Annotated in this window: 25 protein-coding genes; 12 read left to right on the top strand and 13 right to left on the bottom strand. The window is 70.2% G+C overall.

Going from position 1 to position 24718, the window contains the following annotated elements; all coding sequences use genetic code 11:
- Window positions 1–57: 57 nt before the first annotated feature.
- Window positions 58–618: a TATA-box-binding protein gene (locus EPL03_RS01850; RefSeq protein ID WP_115797963.1), complete on the bottom strand. Its 561-nt coding sequence runs from the start codon at window positions 616–618 to the stop codon at window positions 58–60.
- A 163-nt stretch (window positions 619–781) separates the two neighbouring features.
- Between EPL03_RS01850 and EPL03_RS01845 the strand changes: the two genes are divergently transcribed.
- On the top strand, window positions 782–1801 hold the full coding sequence (locus tag EPL03_RS01845; protein WP_135828561.1) for a methyltransferase domain-containing protein: 1020 nt from the start codon (window positions 782–784) through the stop codon (window positions 1799–1801).
- A 1-nt stretch (window position 1802) separates the two neighbouring features.
- Here EPL03_RS01845 and EPL03_RS01840 read toward each other — a convergent pair whose 3' ends face one another.
- The 4 genes from EPL03_RS01840 to EPL03_RS01825 all read right to left on the bottom strand — a co-directional run bounded on the left by EPL03_RS01840 (window position 1803) and on the right by EPL03_RS01825 (window position 5766).
- Complete coding sequence (locus tag EPL03_RS01840) at window positions 1803–2240, bottom strand: acyl-CoA thioesterase (RefSeq protein ID WP_135827637.1); 438 nt, start codon at window positions 2238–2240, stop codon at window positions 1803–1805.
- 55 nt (window positions 2241–2295) lie between these two features.
- Complete coding sequence (locus EPL03_RS01835; protein WP_135827636.1) at window positions 2296–2676, bottom strand: hypothetical protein; 381 nt, start codon at window positions 2674–2676, stop codon at window positions 2296–2298.
- A 13-nt stretch (window positions 2677–2689) separates the two neighbouring features.
- Window positions 2690–3709, bottom strand: a complete 1020-nt coding sequence (locus tag EPL03_RS01830) for an AAA family ATPase (RefSeq protein ID WP_135827635.1) — start codon at window positions 3707–3709, stop codon at window positions 2690–2692.
- A 161-nt stretch (window positions 3710–3870) separates the two neighbouring features.
- Window positions 3871–5766, bottom strand: a complete 1896-nt coding sequence (locus tag EPL03_RS01825) for a DUF7282 domain-containing protein (protein WP_135827634.1) — start codon at window positions 5764–5766, stop codon at window positions 3871–3873.
- Between the two features lie 224 nt (window positions 5767–5990).
- Between EPL03_RS01825 and rnz the strand changes: the two genes are divergently transcribed.
- Together rnz and EPL03_RS01815 are read left to right on the top strand one after the other, a co-directional pair.
- On the top strand, window positions 5991–6917 hold the full coding sequence (gene rnz, locus EPL03_RS01820; protein WP_135827633.1) for a ribonuclease Z: 927 nt from the start codon (window positions 5991–5993) through the stop codon (window positions 6915–6917).
- A gap of 55 nt (window positions 6918–6972) precedes the next feature.
- On the top strand, window positions 6973–7584 hold the full coding sequence (locus tag EPL03_RS01815) for a DJ-1/PfpI family protein (RefSeq protein WP_244605178.1): 612 nt from the start codon (window positions 6973–6975) through the stop codon (window positions 7582–7584).
- A gap of 5 nt (window positions 7585–7589) precedes the next feature.
- On the opposite strand, the gene EPL03_RS01810 is transcribed toward EPL03_RS01815, so the two are convergent.
- From EPL03_RS01810 to EPL03_RS01775, 8 genes are all read right to left on the bottom strand, one after another.
- Window positions 7590–9575 carry a HEAT repeat domain-containing protein gene (locus tag EPL03_RS01810; RefSeq protein ID WP_135827631.1) on the bottom strand — a complete coding sequence of 662 codons (1986 nt, stop codon included), beginning with the start codon at window positions 9573–9575 and terminating at the stop codon, window positions 7590–7592.
- Between the two features lie 105 nt (window positions 9576–9680).
- The gene (locus tag EPL03_RS01805; protein WP_135827630.1) at window positions 9681–10601 is read right to left on the bottom strand and encodes a decarboxylating 6-phosphogluconate dehydrogenase; all 921 of its coding nucleotides are present in this window, start codon (window positions 10599–10601) and stop codon (window positions 9681–9683) included.
- Between the two features lie 112 nt (window positions 10602–10713).
- On the bottom strand, window positions 10714–12018 hold the full coding sequence (locus tag EPL03_RS01800; protein WP_135827629.1) for a TRAP transporter large permease: 1305 nt from the start codon (window positions 12016–12018) through the stop codon (window positions 10714–10716).
- Complete coding sequence (locus tag EPL03_RS01795) at window positions 12015–12581, bottom strand: TRAP transporter small permease (RefSeq protein ID WP_135827628.1); 567 nt, start codon at window positions 12579–12581, stop codon at window positions 12015–12017. Before EPL03_RS01795 ends, EPL03_RS01800 begins: the two co-directional genes overlap by 4 nt.
- 20 nt (window positions 12582–12601) lie before the next feature.
- Window positions 12602–13615 carry a TRAP transporter substrate-binding protein gene (locus EPL03_RS01790; RefSeq protein ID WP_135827627.1) on the bottom strand — a complete coding sequence of 338 codons (1014 nt, stop codon included), beginning with the start codon at window positions 13613–13615 and terminating at the stop codon, window positions 12602–12604.
- A gap of 278 nt (window positions 13616–13893) precedes the next feature.
- The gene (gene tmk / locus EPL03_RS01785) at window positions 13894–14481 is read right to left on the bottom strand and encodes a dTMP kinase (RefSeq protein WP_135827626.1); all 588 of its coding nucleotides are present in this window, start codon (window positions 14479–14481) and stop codon (window positions 13894–13896) included.
- A gap of 145 nt (window positions 14482–14626) precedes the next feature.
- On the bottom strand, window positions 14627–16081 hold the full coding sequence (locus EPL03_RS01780; RefSeq protein WP_135827625.1) for a serine hydrolase: 1455 nt from the start codon (window positions 16079–16081) through the stop codon (window positions 14627–14629).
- Window positions 16082–16149: 68 nt separating this feature from the next.
- Window positions 16150–16872: a DUF7504 family protein gene (locus EPL03_RS01775; protein WP_135827624.1), complete on the bottom strand. Its 723-nt coding sequence runs from the start codon at window positions 16870–16872 to the stop codon at window positions 16150–16152.
- 128 nt (window positions 16873–17000) lie between these two features.
- Here EPL03_RS01775 and EPL03_RS01770 point away from each other — a divergent pair, with 128 nt between their 5' ends.
- The 9 genes from EPL03_RS01770 to EPL03_RS01730 all read left to right on the top strand — a co-directional run bounded on the left by EPL03_RS01770 (window position 17001) and on the right by EPL03_RS01730 (window position 24661).
- On the top strand, window positions 17001–17321 hold the full coding sequence (locus EPL03_RS01770) for a DUF7471 family protein (protein WP_135827623.1): 321 nt from the start codon (window positions 17001–17003) through the stop codon (window positions 17319–17321).
- Between the two features lie 68 nt (window positions 17322–17389).
- Window positions 17390–17902: a winged helix-turn-helix transcriptional regulator gene (locus EPL03_RS01765; RefSeq protein ID WP_135827622.1), complete on the top strand. Its 513-nt coding sequence runs from the start codon at window positions 17390–17392 to the stop codon at window positions 17900–17902.
- Window positions 17903–18185: 283 nt separating this feature from the next.
- On the top strand, window positions 18186–18872 hold the full coding sequence (locus EPL03_RS01760) for an SCO family protein (protein ID WP_135827621.1): 687 nt from the start codon (window positions 18186–18188) through the stop codon (window positions 18870–18872).
- Between the two features lies 1 nt (window position 18873).
- Window positions 18874–19662 carry a sulfite exporter TauE/SafE family protein gene (locus EPL03_RS01755; protein WP_135827620.1) on the top strand — a complete coding sequence of 263 codons (789 nt, stop codon included), beginning with the start codon at window positions 18874–18876 and terminating at the stop codon, window positions 19660–19662.
- Between the two features lie 39 nt (window positions 19663–19701).
- Window positions 19702–20286, top strand: coding sequence for a TlpA family protein disulfide reductase (locus EPL03_RS01750; protein ID WP_210424881.1), 585 nt, complete (start codon window positions 19702–19704; stop codon window positions 20284–20286).
- Window positions 20283–20963, top strand: a complete 681-nt coding sequence (locus tag EPL03_RS01745) for a cytochrome c biogenesis CcdA family protein (protein ID WP_135827619.1) — start codon at window positions 20283–20285, stop codon at window positions 20961–20963. Before EPL03_RS01750 ends, EPL03_RS01745 begins: the two co-directional genes overlap by 4 nt.
- 163 nt (window positions 20964–21126) lie before the next feature.
- Window positions 21127–23088 (top strand): NosD domain-containing protein, encoded by a 1962-nt coding sequence (locus EPL03_RS01740; RefSeq protein ID WP_135827618.1) that lies wholly within the window; start codon window positions 21127–21129, stop codon window positions 23086–23088.
- The gene (locus tag EPL03_RS01735) at window positions 23085–23858 is read left to right on the top strand and encodes an ABC transporter ATP-binding protein (RefSeq protein WP_135827617.1); all 774 of its coding nucleotides are present in this window, start codon (window positions 23085–23087) and stop codon (window positions 23856–23858) included. Before EPL03_RS01740 ends, EPL03_RS01735 begins: the two co-directional genes overlap by 4 nt.
- On the top strand, window positions 23855–24661 hold the full coding sequence (locus tag EPL03_RS01730) for an ABC transporter permease subunit (protein ID WP_135827616.1): 807 nt from the start codon (window positions 23855–23857) through the stop codon (window positions 24659–24661). The genes EPL03_RS01735 and EPL03_RS01730 overlap by 4 nt, the downstream gene beginning before the upstream one ends.
- Window positions 24662–24718 lie beyond the last annotated feature (57 nt).

The raw sequence follows: 24718 nt of genomic DNA, 5'->3' as shown, positions 1-24718 counted from the left end.
AGGAAGTAGCGGTTTGTCGTTGGTCGGGGCGAGAGAATCAGTCCGCGGCGACGATTCCTACTCCAGCAGGCCGAGCTCTTCGAGCCGCGAGACGATCTTGTCGACCGCCTGCTCGGCGTCCTCGGGCTTCTTGCCGCCGGTGATGACCAGCTTGCCCGACCCGAACAGCAGCGCGACGACCTCCGGCTCGTCGAGCCGGTAGACCAGCCCGGGGAACTGCTCGGGCTCGTACTCGATGTTCTCCAGACCGAGGCCGATGGCGATGGCGTTGAGGTTGAGGTTGCGTCCGAGGTCCGCGCTCGTGACGATGTTCTGGACGACGATTTCGGGGTCCTCGTTCACGTCGATCTGGAGCTCGCGGAGCTTGTCGAAGACGATTTCGAGGCTCTCGTGGACGTCGGCCGTGCTCTTCGCGCCGGTGCAGACGATTTTGCCCGACCGGAAGATGAGCGCGGCGGACTTGGGGTTCTGGGTGCGGTAGACGAGACCTGGGAACTGCTCGGGGTCGTAGTCGGCCCCCTCGAGGTCCATGGCGACGCTCTGGAGGTCGAGTTCCTGCCCGATGCCGGTGGAGGCGACCACGTTTTCAATGTTGATGGTCTCCTTTGGGTCGGTCATGTTCGACTTAAATGTCGTATTTAAGGTTTATAAAGGTTGGTACTCGGTCCTGACAGATAGGCTGAAGGGTTTATGTGGTACGGCGCGACGTCGAGCGGTGTGCGGTACGAATCCGCGCGAGGGAGACGAAATCCCCAAGACTGGCGGCCGCCTCCGGGCAGTCGTGTACGCGCTCGAACTCGCCGGCGAGGACGACCGGTTCGCGGCCGCGGAGGCCGCCAGCGCAGCGGCCGGAGTCGAGGTCGTCGCCCCCGGCCTCGCCACCGCCTCGACGATTACCGACCGCGTCCGGAATCTGGCGTACACCCACCGCGCCAGCGAACTCCTCGGGCGGACCGACGCCAGCGTCGAGTCGGCGCGCGCGCTGCTGGACTGCGCCGAAATCGACCGCGACGGGGACGGCAGGCGCGACGGAGTCGACGCCGGCGCGGCGACGACCGTGGCGGTCCGCGCCCGCGACGTGCGAAACCTCACGGGCGTCGACACCCAGCGCGCCGAGCGCGCCCTCGGGCAGGTGCTCGTCGACCGGGGGTTCGCGGTCGACCTCGACGACCCGGACCGCGAACTCCGCGCGATTTTCTCCGAGGACACCTGCATCGTGGGGTGGCTCGAGAGCGAGAGCGTTCGGGACTACGGGACGCGCAAGCCGACCGACCGGCCCTTCTTCCAGCCGGGCGGGATGGACCCCATGCTGGCCCGCGCGCTGGTCAACCTCGCGGGAGCGCGGCCCGGCGCGACCCTGCTCGACCCGATGTGTGGGACCGGGGGCGTCCTCGTGGAGGCGGGACTGGTCGGCGCGACGGCCTACGGCGCGGACGCCCAGCGAAAGATGGTCCGGGGCGCGAGCGAGAACCTCGCCGCGTATCTCGACCCGGACCCGCGAGCCACGGGCGAGTGGGCGACCGTGCAGGGCGACGCGACCCACCTGCCCGTCCCGGACGACTCGCTCGACGCCGTGGTGTTCGACGCGCCCTACGGCCGCCAGTCGAAGATAGCGAACCTCGACCTCGACGACCTCGTGGCCGGCGCGCTCTCGGAGGCCCGCCGGGTCGCGAGTCGCGCGGTCGTGGTCGGCGACCGCTCGTGGGCCGAGACGGCCCGCGAGCGGGGCTGGACCGTCGAGAACGAGTTCGAGCGCCGCGTTCACCGGTCGCTCGACCGCCACGTCGTAGTGCTAGGCTGAGCTACGAGTTGGCGTCCAGCGCCTCCTCGCGCAGTCGCTCCCCCTCGTCGGTCTCGACCGTCAACTCGGGCACTTCGACCGGACTTCCGCCGTCCTCGACCGCGACGAACGTGAACGACGACTCGGTCGTGCGCTCGGTCTCGCCCGTCCGGGGGTCCTCGCGCCACGCCTGCACCCGGACGGTTGCGCTGGTCCGGCCGGCCTCGTACACGTACGCCTCCACCAGCGCGGTGTCGCCGAGCGGGATGGGCCGGTGGAACGAGAGGTCGTCGACGCCCGCGGTGACGCAGGTCTCGCCCGAAAAGCGCATCGCCGACATCGCGCCGATCTCGTCGAGCCACTTCATCAGGTTGCCGCCGTGGAGCGTCTCGACGTTGTTGGCGTCGTTGGGCTGGACGCGGAACCGGTTCTCGAGGTAGGTTTCAGAGAGGGTTGGCACGCCGTGTGCTTCGCAGGCCACCGTCAAGAGTGTCGGGTCCGTCGCCCGACGCGACCTATCGGTCCGCACCGGCGAGCGCGGTCCGGAAGTCGGTCCGGGCGACGAGGACGCCGACTGCGATGGAGACGAGCCACCAGCCGACCGCCAGCGCGGGGTCGTCGGTCCCCGCGTCCAGACCGAGCAGCCCCGCACCGACGAACGCCGCGAAGTAGCTCGCCAGCGAGAACTTCCATATCGCGTGGTACGTGACGCCGAGCCTATCGGTCGCCACGAGGAGACCGACGACCAGCCCGGGGAGTACCCAGATGTACGGAGTCGCCGCCGGAGCGTCGCCGACGCCGAACAGGAACGTCGAGAGCGCGCTCGCCGGGAGCGCGAGCAGGAACGCGGAACCGACGACGATGCCGATTCGTTCGAGTGTGTCCGGGAGGGGCATGGTTGGAGTGAGACTACGCCTCCCCCGTCGCGCCCAACTCGGCGAGCAGGTGCGAGACGTGAACGCGGTCGTTCGCCCCCTCGGCGAGGTCGGCGTCGATTTCGCCCGCGAGCCGGGTCACCTCGGCCAGTTCGTCGCCAGTGTACCGTCCCGCGTGGGCCACGTCCAGAATCTCCTGTAGCACTTCCTCGCCGGTGAACCCCTCGTCGACGAGCAGGTCGTCGAGGGTCTTGCGGGCGTCGGTGAACTCGCCCGCCTCGGCGTCGTCGAGCATCGCCTCGACCTCGCTCCGGACGCCGACGTCGCCCAGCACCTCGTAGGCGGCGTTCATCGTGACCTCGCCCGCCTGCTCGGCGGTGGTCTGTGCGCCCAGTATTGCCTTCCGGAGGTCGCCGTTGGCGTACCCCGCGACGTATTCGAGGCCGTTCTCGTCGTACTCGATTGCCTCCGCCTCGACGATGCCTGCCAGCACGTCGACGGTCTCCTCGACGGTCGGCGCGCGCACCGCGACCGGGAAGCACCGCGACTTGATGGGCGGGATGAGCTTCGTGGGCTGGCGGGTGGTGACGACGAACTGGGTCGCCCCGTGGTGGCGCTCCATCACCCGGCGGAGCGCCTGCTGGAAGTCCTCGCGGATGGCCTCGGCGTTGTCCAGCACCACGGTCTTGTAGCTCCCGGCGACCGGCGAGTAGCTCGCCGACTCCTTGAGGACGTGGTTGATGAGGTCGGCCTTCGAGGAGTTGCGCTTGCGCTTGCTGTCGATGAACGACGAGAATCGCGGGTCCGACGCGATCTCCTTTTTCGTCATGCCGAAGAAGTCCGCGACGTTTATCTCCACGAGGTCGTTGTCGGGGTCCTCGTGGGCCTCGCGGGCCAGCGCCCGGACGGCGGCGGTCTTGCCGGCTCCGGACGGTCCGTAGAGGACGAGATTTATCGGGTCGTCGACCGCCTTCTGGAGGTACTCGCGGACCTCCGACTGGGGCAGGTCGGCGAGGTCGGGCGCATGGCGTTCGGTCCACAGCGGCGCGTCCATCACGTCCGGCTACGGCTCGGGCGGGTAAGAATCGGTCGGTCCGCGACGCTCACGGGGCGCGAAAGAACGGAACCGCGAGAGTGCGGTGGTTCGTCGGGCGATTCGGGCGACTTCGCCGCTCGGGCGTCGTCCGGCCTCGCCGGAACGGTCGACCGCGAGTTTCACTCGGCGGCCGTGGTCGTGGTCTCCATCTCGTCGCCGACGGTCGTCTCCTCGTCGCTGGCCGTGTCGCCCTCGTCGGACTCGTCGTCGGCCGCGTCCTCGAGCACGATAACGTCGAGTTCACCGAACTCCACGGTGTAGACGCCGTGGACGTACTCGCCCGGCTCGATGCCGGTCGTGTCCACGCCGAACGACACGGTCGTTTCCTCGCCCGCGCCGAGCGTGACGTCCTCGCGGGCGACGACGTCACCTTGGAGACGGAAGGCGACGGTCTGCGTGGCCTCCTCGTCGTTGGGGTTCGATACCGTCGCCGAGACGTCGATGGTGTCGCCGACCGCGACGCTCGCGGGCGCGTCCAGCTCGGCGACCTCGAAGGACGAGGCCTCGCCGGCCGGTTCGTCGACAGTAGTGGTCTCGGTGACCTCGGCTTCCTCGGTCGTCGTTTCGACGACATCTTCTTCAGTCGTCGTCACTGTCTCCACGTCTTCTTCTTCGGTCGTGGTTTCGTCGACCACATCCGCTTCAGTCGTCGTCATCGTTTCCACGTCCTCTTCGGTCGTGGTCTCGTCGACCTCCTCCTCGGTCGTGGTCATCGTCTCCACGTCCTCTTCGGTCGTGGTCTCGTCGACGACATCCGCTTCAGTCGTGGTCATCGTTTCCACGTCTTCCTCAGTCGTCGTGACGGTCTCCACGTCCTCTTCTTCGGTCGTGGTCACCGTTTCCACGTCCTCTTCAGTGGTCGTCGGCTCCTCGACCGTGGGCTGTTCGGGCAGGTCCATGTCCTCGGGGACCGTGACGACCAGCGTGGCGTTCTCCACGTTCACTCCCTGGACGACGTACCGCACGGTCGGGATGTCGCCCGAGAGGTTCTCCTCGATGTCCTGCTCTATCTCCTCGGGACTGCGCGTCGTGGTCGCCATCAGGTCCTCCTGCTCGACCTCGCCCTGCTCGGCCAGTTCCGCGAGGTCGACCGTGACTCGCTCGTCGGTCAGCGAGCCGTCCGGCGGGAACAGTTCGGAGCCGTTGACGTAGACGGTCTCGTCGGGCATCTCCTCGTCGCCGACGACGAACGACCACCGGTCGATCGCCATCTCCTCGACCTTGAAGACGAGTTGCTGCATCCCCTCCTCTTCGGTCGTGGTGACCGTCTCGACCTCGTCTTCCTCGGTCGTCGTGACCGTTTCGACGTCGTCTTCTTCGGTCGTGGTCACCGTCTCCATGTCCTCTTCAGTGGTCGTCGTGACCGTCTCGACATCGTCTTCTTCAGTCGTGGTCACCGTCTCCACGTCTTCCTCGGTCGTGGTGTCCTGTCCGACGGTCACCTCGGCGTCGTCGACGACGGGCGATTCGTCCTCGACGATGGGCCCGTCGAGGTTCCCGCTCGACAGGACGAAGTCCAGCACGCGGTTGTCGTTGGTGTCCGAATGGAGCATCGCCACGACGGTCTGGCTCTCTTCGAGCGGCCGAGCGAGCGATAGCTCCACGTCCTCGTGAGTACCGGCGTCGAGGTACACCGAGCTACCCAGGACCGTCGAGAGCGGCGCGCCCTCCCAGTTCTCCTCGTGGATGACGACGAAGCCACCCTCGGGCACCGTCACCGAATCGACGACGAGCATCTCCCCGTCGCTCTCCTGTTCGTCGATGGTGATGCTCGCCCCTTCGGCGGTCTCCCCGTCCTCCTCGGTCTCGGTCTCGCCGACGCCGTCGCCTTCGTCGACGCCGTCGTCTTCCGTCGTCGTCTCGTTGAGGCCGTCTCCGGTGGTCGTGTCCTGTACGCCGATGGCGTTCGCGCCGCCGTCGTCCGCCGTCGCCGCGAACGACACGGCCGCGCCGCTGGCCAGAACCAGTACGACCGTCATGAAGACGGCGCTAATCGTCTTGCTGTCTCGTGTCATTTGTAACCCCCGTTCCGCAGGCAATCGAACGACGAGTTCGCGAATAAACCGGCGCGACCGTTCACGCGCGTAACACGATGATACGCGGGTTAGGCCCGTACTGTCCGCCGATTCCGGGGACGCAACCCGCGTCGAAACACCACCTTTCCGGGCGGGTAACCGAGCGTACCTCGCCCCGGATATCGAAGGCGCTTTCCCCCTCGCCGACCGACCTTCGGTCGAGGATGTCGATGCGCGTGACCTTTCTCGGAACCGGCGGGGCAGTGCCGACCACGGAACGCAACCCGAGTTCGGTGCTGGTCCACCGGGAAGGCGACCGGCTCCTGTTCGACGCCGGCGAGGGCACCCAGCGCCAGATGATGCGCTTCGGCACGGGGTTCACGGTTTCGGACGTGTTCGTGACGCATCTCCACGGCGACCACGTTCTCGGACTGCCGGGACTCGTCCAGACCATGGACTTCAACGGCCGCGAAGACGCCCTCTCCATCTACGCGCCCGCCAGCATCGAGTCCGACGTCCGCGGCCTCGTCCACGCCGCCGACACGCACCCGTCGTTCCCGGTCCACGTCTACGGCGTCGAACCCGGCGAGGCCGCGGTCGTGCGCGACGGCTACGAGGTCCGGACGATACGGACCGCCCACCGGACCGACGCGGTGGGCTACGCGCTCGTCGAGGACGACCGCAAGGGCCGGTTCGACCGCGAGCGCGCCGAGGAACTCGGCGTCCCGGTCGGCCCGAAGTTCTCCCGACTCCACGGGGGCGAGTCCGTGGAACTCGACGACGGCACGGTCGTCGACCCCGAGCAGGTCGTGGGCGACCCCCGACCCGGCCGGCGAGTGGTCTACACCGGCGACACGCGCCCGACCGGCCCCGTCGAGGCGGCGGCCGCCGACGCCGACCTCCTGATTCACGACGCCACGTTCGCCGACGACTGGGCCGACCGGGCCGCCGACACAGGCCACGCGACCGCCCGCGAGGCGGCCGAACTCGCCGACCGGGCCGGCGTCGAACGACTCGCGCTCACCCACATCTCCTCGCGGTACGCCGGCGACGTTTCGGACCACCTCGCGGAGGCCCGCGAGGCCTTCGACGGCGAGGTGTTCGTGCCCGACGACGGCGAGACCTGCGAGATTCCGTATCCCGACGAGTGAGTTCGTCGTCCGACGGGACCCCACGCTTTTCACCGCGCGACCCACAGCGGACGGTGTGACCACCGACATCGCAATCGTCGTCTACGAGGGGTTCGACGAACTCGACGCGGTCGGCCCGTACGAGGTGTTCTCGAACGCGGCCGAGCGCGGGTGCGACCTCGACGTCTCGCTGCGCACGCTCGATTCGACCGACAGCGTGACCGCGAGTCACGGCCTCCGCGTCGAGGTGGCGGGAACGCTCGCCGACGCCGACCCCGACCTCGTGGTCGTCCCCGGCGGCGGGTGGAACGACCGCTCGGACGCCAGCGCGTGGGCGCAAGCGCAGGCCGGCGACCTGCCGGCCGCGCTCGCCGACCTCCACGAGCGCGGGGTCGACCTCGGTGCGGTCTGTACGGGCGGAATGCTACTCGCGGCGGCCGGACTGCTCGACGGCCGACCCGCGGTCACCCACGCCGGCGCGGTCGACGACCTCCGGGAGACCGACGCCGAGGTCGTGGACGCCCGCGTGGTCGACGACGGCGACGTGGTGACCGCCGGCGGGGTGACCGCCGGGCTGGACCTCGCGCTCCACGTCGTCGAGCGACTCTGCGGCGAGACCGTCGCCGATCGAGTGGCGACCGAGATGGAGTACGAGCGCCGGGGCGAGGTGTACCAGGCGGACAGATAGAGCAGTCAGTTCCCGGCCGACTGGAGGGCGTGGAAGGCCGCGACCTGCACGCCCTTGTGGCTGTCCTCGTCGGCGAGTTCGCGGAGCTTCTCGGTCCCGGCGGACGCGCCGGTCGCTTCGAGCGTGCGACACGCCGCGGTCCGGACCTTGGGGCTCCCGTCGTCGAGCCGCGCGACCACGGCGTCGGTGGCGCGGGCGACCGCGTCGGGATGCGTCTCGGCGAGTCGCTGGAGCGTGACGATGGCCTCCTCGCGGGTCTCCCCGACGTCGGCGTCGAGCAGCGCCGCGACGCTCGGGACCGCGCCCGCGACCGCGCCGGGGTGGTCACGGACCGACTGCCTGAGCCCGCGAATCGCCGCCTCGCGCTCGGCGACGGACGCCGAGTCGAGGAACTCGGTGAGTCGCTCGACCCGCGCTTCCGAGGGCGAGTCCCGGACCGCAGCCGCGAGGTCGGCCGCGCCGTCCCACGACTCGTCCTCGGGGTCCGGGGTCTCGCCGGATGCCCCGCCGTCGTCGGACCCGCCGGTCGCTCCGCCGAACACCTTGTCGGCGGCGCTGGACGACCGGGCCGGCTCGGGGTCGTCGCGGGACGCCGAGCCGGTTCCTGCCCCCGACGCCCCAGCGGCGTCACCGGACGACCCGGTTCCGGACGATGCGGTTACAGTTCCGGACGACGCGGGGTCGGACTCGGGACTCGTCGGCTCGCTGTCGGCCGCTCCGGCGTCGGACGCGGCGGCCGAGTCGGCGCTCCCCGAGGCCGCGTCGCCGCCCGACCCGTCCCCCGCGTCGAACACGACGTCCCAGTCGGTTATGGTGACTCGAATCTCGTCGGGCGCATCGCTGGGGTCGAACCGCTCGCCGGCCGACGGGCCGTCGTCGACCACCACGCCGACCTCGAACCGGTCGTCGGTCGGCAGGTCGTCCCAGTCGGTGGCGTCGCCCGGACCCAGCGTGACGTCGTCGGCCAGTCGCTTCTCGCCGTCGACCCGACAGCCCACGCGAGCCGACTTCGACTCGCCGGCGTGGTTGCGCACCACCAGCGAGGGGTCGGCGGCGTCGGACAGCCAGTCGGTCGAGACCGAGCCGTCGTCGTCGCCGCCCGCCGACCGGTCGGCCGAGGCGGTCGTCGACTCGCTTCGAGTCGCCGACTCGGCGGTCGGCTCGTCCGGCCCGTCCGCGCCCGACTCGGCGGCCGTCGGGGCCTGCGTGTCGCTCGCGGCCGCCCCACCGCCATCGCTCGCGGCCGCTCCGCCGCCGTCGCTCGCGGCCACGCCGCCGTCGTCGCCACCGCCCCGAACCGAGCTCACGGTCTCTTTCGCCGAGGAGGCGGCCTGCTTGACGTCCTGTGCGTCGGCGTCCCGGACGCTCGCGCCCACGTCCTCGGCCTTCTGGGCGGTCTTCTCGGCCGTGGCGGCGGCGTTCTTGACGTCGTCGACGCTGGCCCGGCGGCGGGAGCCGTACATCTTCCGGCGCACCTGGAAGACGGACTTGCCCTGGTCGATGGCGTAGAATCCGAACATCACGGCCAGGCAGTAGAGGACGAACGTGAAATTGCCGAGGATGGGAACGTCCGCGCCGACCACGCCGGCCACGAACGTCAGCGGAAGCACGACCGCTATCTTCGCGATGACGACGAGCGTCGACCCGAGGTGGACGAGCGCCCAGAGGAATCGCAGGATTCGACCGATAGCCCACTGGTCTATCTTCTTCCCGACCCAGAGGAACGTGCCGCCGACGATGCTACCGCCGGCCCCGATGACCGCCACGGGTGCGCCGGGAAACGAGCCGATTGCGACGCCACCGATGCCGACGAGCGTCAGCATCAGTCCGCCCACGAGCATGAAGTTCGCGTCCGGGTCAGTCCTGTTCTTGACGACGACGGCCAGAAGCGAGCCGAGCGCCACCGATATCGTCGGATTCACCGCCAGCGACGCGCCCACCGCCGCCGCCCCGCCGACGAGGGCGGGCTTGGAATCCTCGACAGAGAGCATGGTTGGGCGTGTGAATCACTGGTGCATAAAGATATTCCTAAACGGTAATTATCTGAACCGAGAGGAGTGCTGTCCCGGGAGTCCTCGCCCGGACGCCTCGCAGCGCTACTCCCCGCGCCGAGCCACCTCGTGACGACCGAAGCCGTAGCGGAGCCGATTGGCCAACCGCCGGGAGAACCGACCCGGCCCGTCCCCGGTCGCGCGCGAGCCGAACCGCTCGACGAGCGCCTGATAGATGAGCGGCACCGGAACTTCCCGTTCGAGCGCCTCCTGGACGGTCCACGTCCCGGTCGACCCGCCAGCGACGTGGTCGGCCACGGTGCCGAGTTCGTCCCCGTCGGTCCCCTCTTCGCGGAACGCCTCCTCGCAGAGTTCGAGCAGCCACGACCGGACGACCGCGCCGTTGTTCCACGTCCGGGCCACCGATTCGAGGTCGAGGTCGTATCGACCGTTCGCCAGTAGCTCGAACCCCTCGCCGTAGGTCTGCATCAGCGCGTACTCGACGCCGTTGTGGACCATCTTGACGTAGTGGCCCGACCCCGAGGGACCCATCCGGTCGTGGCCCTCGGGTCCGGTCGCCACCGCGTCGAAGACGGGCGTCAGTTCCTCGTAGGCCCACGCGGGGCCGCCGACCATCAGCGAGAAGCCCAGTTCCGCCCCGGCGGGGCCGCCCGAGGTCCCACAGTCGAGGTAGGCGGCCGCGGTCGATTCGGCCCGCCGAACCGAGTCCTCGAAGTGGGAGTTGCCGCCGTCGACTACCACGTCGTCGCCCGAGAGGTGCGGTTCGAGGTCGTCGAGCGCGGCGTCGACCGGCTCGCCGGCGGGGACCATCAGCCAGATGCGCCCGTCGCCGTCGAGGCGCTCGGCGAGGTCGGTCACCGAGTCGGCGGGGGTCGCGCCCGCATCGCTGGCGGCCGCGACTGCTTCGTCGTCCAAGTCGAACGCGACCACGTCGTGGCCAGCGTCCAGCACCCGGTCGACAACGATGCGGCCCATGCGGCCCAGTCCGACGACGCCCAGTTGCATGGGAGTGAGTGTGCGGACGCCCAAGGTAGGGATTGCGGTTCGGTCCGCGCGGCGTCCCCACGCGGCTGCCGGCCGAGGGACGCGCTCGCCGAAAAAACGGCAGGGACGGGCGTCAGTAGAGCCCGAACCGCTCGGGCAGGTAGAGGACGATGTCGGGGAACAGGATGAGCACGAGCACCACGAGCGCCAGCGGAACGTAGAACGGCGCGACGCCCCGGATGAGGTCGTCCAACTGGCGGTCGGTCACCCGTTCGAGCGAGAACAGCGCGATGCCGAACGGCGGCGTGATGATGCCCATCATCAGGACCACCATCATGATGATGCCGAACGCCAGCGGGTCGATGCCGAGGTCGGGGAACGCCGGCACGAGCATCGGCGTCATTATCATGATGATGGCGAGCGTCTCCATGAACGTCCCGAGCAGGAACAGGACGATGGCGAGGAGGACGAGGATGAGCGTCGGATTCGACGTCAGCGCGAGCACGTTGTCGGTCAGGAACGACGGCACGCCCGACAGCACGAGCAGGTAGCCGTAGAGGTTGGCGATGCCGATGATGAACAGCAGGACGCTGGTGTCGATGAACGTCTCCTTCAGGACGCCGTACAGCGACTGCAGCGACAGGCTCCTGTAGTAGAGCGTCCCGAGCAACAGCGCGTACACCGCCGCGACGACCGCCGCCTCGGTGGGCGTGAACCGCCCGGTGAGGATGCCGCCGACGATGATGATGGGCATTATCAGCGCCGGAATCGACCGGAGGAACGACCGGCCGAGCGCTCCGAAGTCGTACTGCTTGACCGGCGGCGCGAACCCCTTGGTGTAGCTGAGCACCAGCACCATGCCCATGAGGCTGAGACCCATCAGGATGCCGGGGATGATGCCGGCGATGAACAGCGCGCCCACCGACACCTCCGCGAGGACGCCGTAGACGATGACGGCGATGCTCGGCGGGATGATGGGACCGATGGTCGCGGACGCGCCGGTGATGCCCGCCGCGAAGTTCTTGTCGTAGTCGCGGTCGACCATCGACTCGTACTCGATGACGCCCAGCCCGGCGGCGTCCGCGACCGCGGAGCCGCTCATCCCGGAGAACAGCATGCTCACCAGGACGTTGACGTGGGCCAGGCCGCCGCGGATGGGACCGACGAGCTCCTCGGCGAAGTCGAAGATTATCTCGGTCATCCCCGCCTCGTTCATCAGTCTGCCCGCGAGCAGGAAGAACGGCACCGCGATGAGGATGAAGCTGTTCATCCCGGTGTAGAACCGCTGTGCGAGCGTCTGGACCTGGAACGGCGGCCCGAACGGCAGCAGCATGATGACGACCGACGAGATGCCGATGGCGAACGCGACGTGGACGCCCATCGCGTACAGCGCGAGGAGCACGACGAGGAACGCCGCCGCGAGGACGAGGTCACTCATGCGTTGTCCTTGGCCTCGACCGATTCACCGTCGGTCGTCGCGTTTCCGGTCAGCGTTCTCCACTCCGATGCCACCTGTTCGAGCGCGTATATCGCGGTCAGGACGAACATGATCGTGATGAGGATGTTCACGTAGCCGTAGTTCAGCCACCGGACCGTCGGCAGCGGGTTCCCGAGCGTCCGCTCGGCCACCCGCGCCGAGGCGTACGCGAGGAGGAAGCTGAATCCGACTACCAGCACGTTGGCGGTCAGAAACAGGACGGTCCGGGTCCGTTCTTCGAGGCCTTCGAGCAGCGGTCGGATCGAGATGTGGTCCTCGGTCCGCATCGCGTACGGAATCCCGATGATGGTCATGATGACGAGCGCGTATCGGGCTATCTCGCCGGACCAGATGAGGTTCGGAAACGCCGGCGACGTCCGGGCGACGACCCGAGCCGACGTGATGACGCCGATGAGCACGAGCAGCGCGACCCCGACGACCTCCAGCCCCTTGTGGACTCCGTCTAAAACGGTGCCGTCGCTCCCTGAATCTACGGAGCCCGTCGAATCAGTATTCTCGCTCATGATAAAATGGGGCCCCCTCGTTACGCGAGGTTGGCGACTTCGTCGTATCCGACCAGCCACTCCTCCTCGAACAGGCGGTCGAGTGCGGGCTGGGCGGCGTCTTGGAACGCCTCCTGGTCGACCTCCTCGGCGGGCACGACCGTCGTACCGTGCTCGTCTTGGACCATCTGTGTCAGGTCGTCGAACTCGCCCTGGAGGGTCTCGTACCCCCAGTCGATGGCGTCCTGCACCGCCTGGTCGAGGGCGTCCTTGTCGGCGTCCGAGAGGCCGTCCCAGAACTCGTTGCTGACGACCTGCGCGTACGCCTGCACCATGTGTCCGGTCTGGGAGAAGTGGCTCTGGACCTCGTAGAGGCTGAAGTCGTTGAACTGCCCGATGGGGCCCTCAGAGGCCTCGATGACGCCCGTTTCGAGCGCCGAGTACAGCTCGTCGGCCTGGACCGGCGTGACCTCGACGCCGATCTCGTCCCACGGCTGAATCCACGAGTCTATCTCGGGCAGCCGCATCGGGACGCCCTCGAGGTCGTCCGGATGGGTCACCGGCATGTTCGAGGTGGTGTGCCGGATGCCGCGGTACGCGCCGCCGAGGACGCGCTGGCTGCCCTCTTCGGCGAGCACGCTGTTGAACCCGTCGTCGCCGTGAACGAACTCCTCCTCGATGGCCTGCAGGTGCTCCCAGTCCTGGGCCACGAACGGAGCGGAGATGAACCCGTACTCGCTGTCGTATCGGTTGGTGAGTCCGCCGAAACTCGTACTGTGCATCTGGATGTCGTTCGTCGCGGCCGACTCCATCTGGTCCTCCTCGCCGCCGATGGACCCCGCGAGCAGGTCGAGTTCGTAGTCGTTGTCGGACGCCTCGACGAAGTTCTCGACACCGCGACTCAGGATGCGGGCCTGGATGTGGTCTTCGTTGAACACCGTCGCCGCGCTGATCTCGGTCGTGCCGCCGCTGTCACCGAGACAGCCAGCCAGTCCTGTGGTGCCGACGCCGGTTGCCGCCGCGACCGCCGAAAGGTACTTGCGCCTAGTTACCATGCTTCCCCTTGTTTAGAGAGCCCGGGTATATACCTTATGATAATAGGAATATTTGGCCCCTTTAGGAACACATATCCACTCACGTCGCCAGTGTAGGAAACCATCGTAATTCATTCCCCATTTAACTCGTAAGATAGTAATGGCGATACCTCGCGCCGGGGGCGACGTTCATTTTAATAGTATCGGGACAGTTCGATTCCCGGACCCGCCCCCGACGTCCGACTGACCCCGGTCCCACCGCGGAACTGAGGCTCGCGCGCAAGCCGATTCCCGGCGGGTCACTCGTCGGCGAGCAGTCGCTCGAACACGTCGACGGCCGAATCGATGACCGCCTCGGGCGACCGCGTGGCGTCGATGCGGACGAACCGCTCGGGTTCGGCGTCCGCGAGCCGCTCGTAGTTCTCCCGCACGCTGCGCAGGAACGCCGCCTGTTCGAACTTGTTGGTCGCGCCGCTCCGGGCAGCGCCCGTCTCGGGGTCGACGTCGAAGTAGAGCGTGGCGTCGGGCGGCCGGGTCCACGGGCCGTGGACGCCCCGGACGTACTCCAGCGGGCGCTTGACGTACTCCTCGATGCTGACCGCCTGATACGCGTACCGCGAATCGGAGTAGCGGTCCGAGACGACGACCTTCCCGTCCGCGAGCGCGGGCCGGACCGTCTCGGCGAGGTGGTTGGCGTGGTCGGCGGTGTAGAGGAACAGTTCGGCCAGCGGGTCGGCGTCGTCGTCGGCGACCGAGCGGTCGACCGCCTCCCCGTACCACGATTCGGTGGGCTCGCGGGTGTAGACGTGGTCGGGGAACTCCTCGCGGAGCACCTCCCAGACCGTCGTCTTGCCGCTCCCGTCGAGCCCCTCAAGCGTAACGAGCATACCCGGAGGTGGTTCCGGCGCGGTATAAAGCGCTGTGGGTCGCGTCCACCACTCGTCTCGGGGGAGTGCCCCGGAGCCGTTCGGCACGCCTCCGGCCGTCCGTGACGTCGGGAGCCCGACGGTCCCCCGAACGGCACCGCTCGGACTACTGCCTGTGGAGCCGCCAGCGCTGGAGCAGGAGGCTCACGTCGTCCTCGCCGACGCGGAACTCCACCGGGACGCGCTTGCCGGTCGCCGTGACGACGTAGTACCGGTGGTCGTCGGGGTCCATGTTCTCGGGGACGACCCGGTACTCGCCCGACCAGCCGGGGTCGTCGAACGCGATCCGCAAGCCCGCGCCGTCGCGCTCGACCGTGGCGGTCCGGACCTCGCGGTGGGAGGCGTACTCGCCGACCAGCGGCTCGGCCTTCCGCTCGAAGGCGTAGGACGGGACCACCTCGTGAGGGTCGGCGTCCCGGACCAGCGCGAGCACCGCCTTCCCCACGGCCGACGGGTGCTTGGTGGGCGCGGCGTTGCACGCGGCCACGACCCCGACGTTGGCGTCTTCGAGGTAGCCGAACCACGCGGTCGTCGTGCCCATCATGCCGCCGTGGCCCACGAGCACGTCGTCGAGGAACGCGGTCGACGAGAGGCCGTAGCCGTACCCCTGCGCGCGACCGTCGAGGTAGTCCTCGCGGGTCGCGTGACGCTCGGTCATCCGCGCGACCGACTCGGGCGCGAGGAGCCGCTCGCCCTCGAACGCGCCGCGGTCGCGCTCGCCCGCGCTGTCCCCGTCGGCGCTGTCGAGGTACAGCCGGACGTAGTTGGCCATCTCGGCGACCGAACTCAGCATCCCGCCGGGCGCGTAGAGGCGCTCGTCGAACGCCAGCGACGCCTCGACCGCGTCGAGTGCGTCGCCGCTCCCGTCGTCGTCGCCGACCGGCTCGCGGTTGTACGCCGTCATGCGGTCGTCGGCCGCCTCGAAGGCCGCCCGGGAGAAACACGACCGGTCCATCCCGAGCGGGTCGTGAATCTCGTCCCGGACGTACTCGGCGTACGTTCGCCCGGTCACCTCCTCGACGACCTTCCCGAGGAGCGTGTAGCCGGTGTTGTAGTAGAAAAACCGGTCCTCGCCGACCAGTCGCTCGTCGGCGGCGGTCTGGACGTGTCGCCGGAAGTCGCCGTCGCCGGTCATCGGGAGGTCCGGGTCGCGGTCGCCCCGGTCGGTCAGCCGGGTGATGAGCGCCGAGAGGTTGCCGTCGCTGGGCAGCCCCGAGGAGTGACACAGCAACTCGTGGAGCGTCACGGGGTCGCCCGGCGCGTCCGCGAGGTGGGGCAGGTAGTCGTCGACCGGGTCCTCGACCGACAGGTCGCCGGCCTCCGCGAGCCGCATGACCGCCACCGCCGTCACCGACTTGGTGCACGAGCCGATGCCGTAGAGGGTGTCGGGGGTCGCCGGGTCGTTGGCCGCCCGGTCGCGCGCGCCGAACCCCTCGGCGTACGCGAGGCCGTCGGCGTCGACCACGGCGACGCTCGCGCCCGGGACGCCCTCCTCGCGGACCCACTCGCTCGCGAACGTCTCGATTTCGCGGCGCTTGTCCGAGGAAACGGGAGTTGCCATGCGTTCGCGTGTGCCCGGCGGCGTGATAAACGTCGGGTTCGCGGAGGGCGGGTTCGCCGTCGGGCGCTTCAGAGGGGCACCCACGGCGTCGTCACGCCCGAGTCGGGGAGGTGCCACCGCTCCTCGGGGTCGCCCGCGACCGTCCGGAGTTCGACCACCGCGTCGAACTCGTCGGCGAGTCGCCGACACCGGTCGCCGTCGTAGGGTTCGGGCAGGACGTAGTGGGCCATCGCGTCGTGCTCGCGCACCCGGTCGCCGACCGTCCGGAGGAACCGCCGGACGACGTCGGACTCGTAGTGGGCGAGCAGGGGCGCGAGCGAGTCGACCGCGACCCGGAGCGCCGAGGGCCGTCGACTCCGCGCGCCGAAGTCGGCGACCGCCTCGCAGAGCCGGCTCCTGAGGCCGGCGAGGTTCGCGTCGCCGACCGTCACCTCGGGGACGGTCGCGCCGAGTCCGTCGGTGGTCTCGGTTATCGGTCGGGGCGGAGTGGCGTGGTTGAGGACCCGCGTGGTCTCGGTCGGCGGGCGCGGCGCGACCGAGGCCGCCGGGAGCCGGTCGTAGACGCTCTCGGGGTCGGCGTCGGTGAGCGCGAGCACCCGCCACCGCCGGGCGTCGGGGTCGCCGAGCATGGTCCCGCTCGCCCGCGTAAACACCTCCCGAGACGGGTCCCCGACGACGAGGAGGTTGCAACCCTCGCTCTTGAGGGTCCGAAGGCGCGACCGGAAGCCGGGCAACGCCCCGTTTCGGTCGCGCTCGGAGGCGTAGGAGTTTCCTATGCTCTCTCCGGCCATTTAAAGCAACGTTCTATAGTGTGACCCATAAATCTTTGTCACCCCGCCTCGGCCGGCGTCCGGGTCGGCTCGACGGCCGCTGGAACCCGTAACGCACTCCCGGTTCGAGTGCGTCGGCCCAACCGGGCATGTTCCCGCTCGTCGCCGACTGGATAAGTGGGACCGAAGCGTCGGTGCTGATCGCCGTCCTCGTTCTCGCGACGCTCGGGACCGTGGCGCTGTTCCTGCTCGGGCTGGCCGGCTACCGACGGCGGCGGACGAGGGTCTACTTTCTGGTGACGGTCGCGCTCGGCGTCCTCGTCTGCCGGTCGTTCGTCGGGTTCGGGACGCTCGCGGGACTCGTCCCGATGCCGGTCCACCACCTCGTCGAACACGGCTCGGACTTCGCGGTCGCTACCCTGGTGCTGTACGCGCTGTATCGCAGCGGGCCGCCCTCGCGGTCGGGTTGAACAGCGCGTTCCCAGCGACTGGGAACCGGCGAGCGCCTTTACACGGGCGACGGCCAACCGACGAGAGCATGAGTGACGTGAGACGGACGGTCCACAGCCACGTCGAATCCCATCCGGGCGTCCACTTCAACGAACTCGTCCGCGACCTCGACATCGCAACCGGGCAAGCGCAGTACCACCTCCGCCGTCTCCGCCGAGCCGGACGTCTCGACGTCGCGGAGCTTCGCGACCGGACCCACTACTTCCCGCAGGGGTACGAGTCCTGGGAGCGACGAACCATCGCGCTCCTCCGGCGGGAAACCGTCCGCGGCATCATCGTCGTCGCGCTCGAAGACCCGGAGCCGTCGGCCGCCGACCTGGCTGCGGAACTCGACGTGGCGCGGAGCACGATATCGTGGCACGTCTCGACGCTCGTCGAGGCCGACGTCGCGGAGAAGTGTTACGACCAGCACGGCCGAAGCCACGTCACGCTGACCCGCCCCGAGGAGACTCGCCGCCTGCTCGACGAGGTGGCCCCGTCGCTCTCGGACCGCCTCGTCGACCGCTTCACGCGGCTCATCGACGACACGTTCCGCGAGTGAGAGCGGTCAGTCCGGCAGTCGCCCCCGGGACTGGTCGGCGACGGCTCGGTCGAACGCTCCGCGTTCGACGGCCGCTTCGTCCGGGGGTGCTCGACGGAGTTCGGTTCGCCGTCTCGCCCACCTGGGACGTCGCTCACGCAGTAGCCGTTCGGTTCGATGGTGCGTCGAGCGTCCATACCACACCGTCGTCGGACCGCGATGAGAGGCGGTCTGGTGCAGCTGTCGGAAGTTTTCGAGAGGTGCACCAGATTGCTTACTTTCGCGAGTTCACAAGCGTCGAGCGATGGACCGACGAACCTATCTCGCGGCCGGACTCGCCACCGCGAGCGCCGGCTGTCTCACTACGGTATTCGGCGACGACGGGGGAGCGAGTGCGACGGTCCTCGACGCGCCCGACGACCGACAGTACGACAGCAGCGAACTTCCGTACCCCGCCCACGGGGAACCGCTGCCGGCGTTCAGCCTGCCGGACCCGCTGGCCGACGAGGTGGTCGACAGCGACGCCATCGACGCGACGCTGGTCGTGACCGCCTTCTTCGCCACCTGTCCCGTCGAGTGCGTGCGCCTCATCGGACAGTTGGCGGGCGTCCAGCACGGGACCGTCGACCGGAACGTCGACGACCAGGTGACGTTCCTGGCGCTCACCTTCGACCCCGAACGCGACGACGCAGAGACGCTCCGGAACTACGGCCAGCGGATGAACGTCGACATGGAGGCGGGCAACTGGCGGTTCTTGCGCCCGGAGTCGGCCGAGCGCGCGAAGGCGGTCGTCGCCGACAAACTCGGCATCAGCTTCGACCGCATCGGCGCGGGCGAGTCCGAGCGGCTTCCGGGCTACGACTTCCGGCACCTCTCGCTGACCTTCCTCCGGAACCCCGACGGCGTCGTCGAGCGCGCGTATCGGACCGACCAACCGGACCACGAGCGCGTCCTCTCGGACGTGGAGACGGTCGTCGACGCAACCAGTTGAGATGACCACATGCACACCAGCCAACCCTCTCCTCGGAACCGAGACGCTCGGCCTCCCGGTACTGGCGCTGGTCGGCCTGCTCGGGGGCGCACACTGCATCGGAATGTGCGGGCCGCTGGTCGCGACCTACGCCGCCAGAATGGACGAGGGGGCTCGCGACGACACGCTCACGGTCCGGGCGGTCCGCCAGCACGCGCTGTTCAACCTCGGTCGGACGGCCAGTTACGCCCTGCTCGGCGGACTGTTCGGCCTCGCCGGCCAGCTCGTCTTCGTGAGCCTCCGCGACCTGACCCGCGTCGCGACGGAGGTTCGCGCCGCGACCGGAATCGGCGCGGGGCTCGTCGTCGCCGCCGTCGGGGTCACCTACCTCACCGGCCGGGGCGCACGTCGCGTTCCGATACCGGGAATCGACCGGATATCGGCCGCCGTCCGAACCGCTCTGGTTCCCCGCGTCGACGCGTGGGTCGGCGACTACCGCATCGCCGGACTCGGCGCGGTCCACGGCCTCCTGCCGTGTCCGCTCCTGTACCCCGCGTACCTGTACGCGTTCGCCCAGGGCTCCGCGCTCGGGGGCGTGGCCGCGCTCGCGGCCCTCGGGGCCGGAACCATCCCCGCGGTCTTCCTGACGGGGGCGCTGTTCGACGGGCTCGACGTGGGCGAGCGCCGCCGACTCCACCGCGGGCTCGGACTCGCCTTCGTCGCGCTCGGGTACGTCCCCGTCCAGCACGGGCTGGCGGCGCTGGGCGTCGGGCTCCCGGCCGTCCCGCTGCCCAGCTTCCAGCCGTGGTGAGCGAGCCGCCTCGACGGGCGGGCGACGGGGGTGACCCTCGTGCGACGACGTGACCTGCTCGCGTCGGTCGCCACCGCGACGACGATGGCGGCCGCCGGGTGCAACAGCCTCGGCGAGTCGCTCGCGCGCGACGACGGGGGCGACGCGGGCCCGGTGACCGGCGAAACGGAGTCGGTGGCCCGCGACGCGGGACCGGTGACCGTCGAGACCCTCGACGCCCCGGGCAGCGAGGCCGGTCGGACGACCGTCCCGGAGCCCGGGCGCGTGACGTTCGTCGAGTTCTTCGCGACGACCTGTGGGGTCTGTGCGTCCCAGATGTCGGTCGTCGGCGAGGCCCACGAGCGGGTCGACGACGACGTCCAGTTCCTCTCGGTCACGAGCGAGCCCGTCGGGCTGACCGTCTCGGCCGACGACGTCGCCGCGTGGTGGGCCGACCACGGCGGGACGTGGCCCGTCGCCACCGACGACGGGACGGAGCTGGCCCGGGCGTACGACGCGACGAGCGTGCCGACCGCCGTCGTCGTCGCGCCCGACGGGACCGAAACGTGGTCGCACGCGGGCCCGACGACCGCCGCGACGATCGCCGACGAGATACGGGCCGCACGCGGCGGTGAGTCGGCGTGAGCGGTCCGGTCTGGAGCCACCTCGCGTTCGCGGCGAGCGCTGGCGTCGTGACGTTCCTGTCGCCGTGCGCGCTGCCGCTGGTGCCGGGCTACGTCGGCTACTACGCCGGCGTGGCCGGCGACGACCGGCGGGCGGCCGGTATCGTCGCGCGCGGGCTCGCGGCCGGGGGTGGCGTCGTCGCGACGCTCGGCGCGCTCGCGGGGCTGGCGGTGCTCGTCGGTCGCCCCGTCTCGGGGCTCCTCGCGGTCGTCGAACCGCTGGTCGGTGTCGCGCTGGTGGTCTTCGGCGTCGGGCTGCTGACGGCGCGCGGGCCGACCCTGACCGTCCCGTTGCCGGCCCGCCGGGCGGACGCGCCGGGGTTCGCGCTGTTCGGAGCCGGCTACGCCGGCGCGTCTGCGGGCTGCGTCCTGCCGGTGTTTCTGGCCGTCGTCGTCCAGGCGGTCGCGCTCTCGGCCCGGGCGGCGGTCGCCGTGGTCGCGGCGTACGCTGCCGGCGTCGCCGTGCCGCTGGTGGCGCTGACCCTCGCGGTGGGGTTCGGGCTCGACGTCGCCACGGGGCGACTCGCCGACCTCGGCGGGCGGCTCGAACGGGCCGCCGGCGCGGTCGTGTCCCTCGCCGGCGTGGGGCAAATCGTGCTCGCCGTCGCACCGAACGCCGTGCCGTCGCTCCCGATATGAGTCGACAGCACGCCGGGGGCGGCGCGTTCGGTACGCCCGGTCGACGCCACCGGACGCGCGGTGTGTCGGGTCCGCGGGAGGCGTCGGCTCCGCTCGCGCGAGACGTCGACCGACGCCCGGACGGGGCGGCGACACCGGCGCGACCGCCACGGGGGACACGTCGATGAGAGCCGTGACGTACGCCGGCGCGGCCGTCCTGCTCGCGGTGCTCGTAGCGGCGAGCGGTCTCGCGGTCGACCCGGCCGACGGCGGCGAGCTCTCGCCCGTCCCGTTCGACCAGACGCTCGCGACCGGGCTCACCGGCGTCGACGTCGAGCGCGCCGAGCAAGCGGGCCACGTCGTCCCGCGAGGGCAGGTCTTCTACGCCCAGTACGAGTACGTGGTCGGCTTCTACGGGACCGATTCGCTCGTGGCGGGCGCGACCGGACCCCGCCACGCGGCCCAGTTCGGCCGCCCGCTCGCCGCGTTCGTCACCGACCTCTCCGGGACCGACCCGCGACTGACCGACGAGGGGTACGTGACGCTGCCGGACGGGCGGTCGCCCGGCTGGACGCGCGCCCGCGAGGCGTGGTTCGTGGTCGGAACGTCGGCGCGAACGCCCGCGGGTCCGGCCACGCTCCCGTTCGGCGACCGGGCGGCCGCGCGGACCTTCGCCGACCAACACGGCGGCGCGGTCCTCGACTGGGACGAGCTCGCGGCTCGCGACGCGGGCGAGGGGTCCCCGACCGACCGCGAGCCGTCGGCCGCCCAGCGCCACCGGTGGGCGGACCGGACCGTCGACCGGGCGCAGGCGACGCGCGACCGGCCGGTCTCGATGGTCGTCGGGACCGACCGGCAGGCGGTCGCGGCGGCGGCCGACCGGCTCGCCCGCTCGCCGTCGACGGTGGTGGTTGGCGAGGGCGGCCCGACGCTCGCCACGGCGGTCGAGCGCGCCCCGGCCGACACCACCGTCGAACTGCTTCCGGGCCGGTACGACGCCGACCTCACCGTCGAGAAGCCGGTCACGCTCAGCGGTGCGGGAGCCGACACCGTCCTCGACGGCGGCGGAAACGGCTCGGTGGTCGCCGTCCGGTCGCCCGACGTCGCGGTCGCGGACCTCCGAATCGTCGGCGTCGGGGCGAGCAACGGCGGGGACCCGGCGGCCGACGACGGGTCGGCGTGGGACCGCCGCATCAGGCTCACCTACGGGTACGGCGACGCGGCCATCCGGCTCCGGGACGCTCCGCGGTCGCTCGTCGAGAACGTCAGTATCGACACGCCCTCGAACGGCGTCGTGGCGCTCGACAGCGACGACACCGTCGTCCGGTCCGTCGAGGTGAACGGCACCGCGGGACGGGAGGGCTTCATGAGCGTCCTGCCGATGTACTCGCGGACGGTCGTCGAGGACTCCCGGTTCGACGGGGGGCGCGACGCGGTCTACACCCACTACGCCGACGGGACGGTCGTCCGCGACAACCGCATCGAGGACGTCCGGTACGGCTTCCACGACATGCACACGAGCGACGTGCTCGTCGCCGACAACACGATTCGCGACACGAACACCGGCGTCTTCGTGATGACGCGCCCGACCGGGAACCTCCTGACCGGCAACGACGTTCGGAACAGCACCGTCGGCATCAGCGTCGCCGGTTCGGCCTCCTTGGCGACCGACAACGTCCTCGCGAACAACGAGGTCGGGCTGACGGTCGGGACCACCCGGTCCGTCTACCGCCACAACACCGTCGTCGACAACGACGTCGGCGTCCGCTCGACGACGCTACTGCCCACCAACGACGTCTCCCGGAACGACATCGTGGCCAACGACCGCCCGGTGTCGCCCGGCATGGCGGGCCTCGAAGCGTGGGCGGTCGACGGACGCGGCAACTACTGGGGCGTGGTTCCCGGGACGGACCGCGACGGCGACGGCGTCGTCGACCGGCGCTACCGGCCGACCGACCTCGTCGACCGGAGCGCCGGGGACTCCCAGGCGGCCTACGCCCTCTCTCGGTCGCCCATCTCGCGGGCGCTCAGGCGGTTTCAGGGGTCCGTTCCCGGGCTTCGCGGCGCGGGCATCGTCGACCCCGCCCCGCTCGCCGACCCGGTTCGACCCGAGCGGTTAGCGGCGAACAACGTGACCACACCATGAGCTCACAGCTTACTCCCCGAACGGACGGACCGACCGACGACCGGGCCCTCGTCGAGGTCGAGCGGGTGAGTCACTCGTTCGACGACCTCGACGTGCTCGGCGACGTCACCTTCAGCATCGAGACCGGCAGCGTCGCCTGCATCGTCGGCCCGAACGGGTCGGGCAAGACCACGCTGCTCCGACTCGTCGCGGGCCTGCTCGACCCCGACGACGGGAGCGTCTCGGTCGCCGGGGGACCCGGCCGCCGCGTGGGCTATCTGGCCCAACAGCCCGCGTTCCGGGGCCAGTTCACCGTCCGTGAGACGGTCGAGTTCTACGGGGCGCTCGTCGAGCCGTCGCCCGACGTCGACGCCGTCCTCGACCGCGTGGGCCTCACGGCGGTCGCCGACCGCCGGGTCGACGCGCTGTCGGGCGGGATGCGCCGGCTGCTCGGCATCGCCCAGACGATGGTCGGCGAACCGTCGGTGTTCGCGCTCGACGAGCCGTCGAGCGGCCTCGACCCCGCGATGGGACGGCACATACGGGCAGTGATAGACGACCTCGCCGGGGGCGGCGGCGCGGTGGTGCTCTCGACGCACGACCTGCGCGCGGTCGAGCGCGTTGCCGACACCGTACTGTTGCTCGACCACGGGGAACTGGTCGCGGCCGGCACGCCCGAGGAGTTGCTTGCCCAGGCCGACGCCGAGCGCCTCGAAGCCGCGATCGAGGCGCTCGGCCCCGACGCGGGCGCGGCCAGCGTCGCGTCCGGACTCCGCGGAGGCGGACGATGACCGGGAGCCGGTACGTGTTGGACGTCGCCCAGCGCGAGTTCCTGACCGTCGTTCGGACCCGCGCGCTGTGGGCGGTCGGGGTCGGCTACGTCCTGCTGGTCGGCGGGGCCGCGTGGCTCGCCGGCACCGGTTCGTACCTCGCGCTCGTGCTCGACCTGCTCACGCCGGTCGAGGTGCTGGTTCCGGTGCTCGCGTTCGCCGTCGGTTATCGGTCGCTACTCGCCGACCGCGAGAGCGGCGAACTCCGGACGATTCGAACGTACCCGGTCTCGGGCCACTGGTACGTCTTCGGCGTGTACCTCGGCCGGGCGGTGGTCGTTCTCGGCGTGGTCGCGGCCGGCCACGCCGTCGCCGGCGCGGCCGTTCCGATGACCGTCGAGCCGACGCTCTCGGTCGTCGCCTCCCACGCCACCGTCGACTCGCCCGCGCTGTACCTGCGCTACGTTCTGGTGACCGCGCTGTTCGGGCTGGTCGTGCTGTCGTTGGCCCTCCTCGTGTCCGCCGCGGCACGTTCCTCGCGCGCCGGCCTCGCGCTGGCGACCGGGACGGTAGCGGCGCTCGTCGCCGGACTCGACGGCGCGCTGCTCGGCTCGCTCGCCGCCGGCGTGGTCCCGCCGGACGCCGCGACGACCCTCCTCGGACTCAGCCCGAACAGCGCGTACCGCAGCCTCGTCTTCGAGCTCAGCGTCGCGCCGACCGGCGTGACCGTCCCCGGGGGCCACTCCGCACGTCTCGGTGCGGTCGCGCTCGCCGCGTGGCTGGTCGGCGCGCTCGGACTGGCCTCGGTGCTGGCGTGGCGCTGACCCCGGCGGGACCCGTCGAAAGCGGTGGCCGCTTCCGAAGTGACTGGGCTTTTGCCC

Source organism: Halorussus halobius, from assembly GCF_004765805.1.
Lineage (GTDB): Archaea > Halobacteriota > Halobacteria > Halobacteriales > Haladaptataceae > Halorussus > Halorussus halobius.
This window is presented reverse-complemented; position numbering and strand designations above follow the sequence as displayed.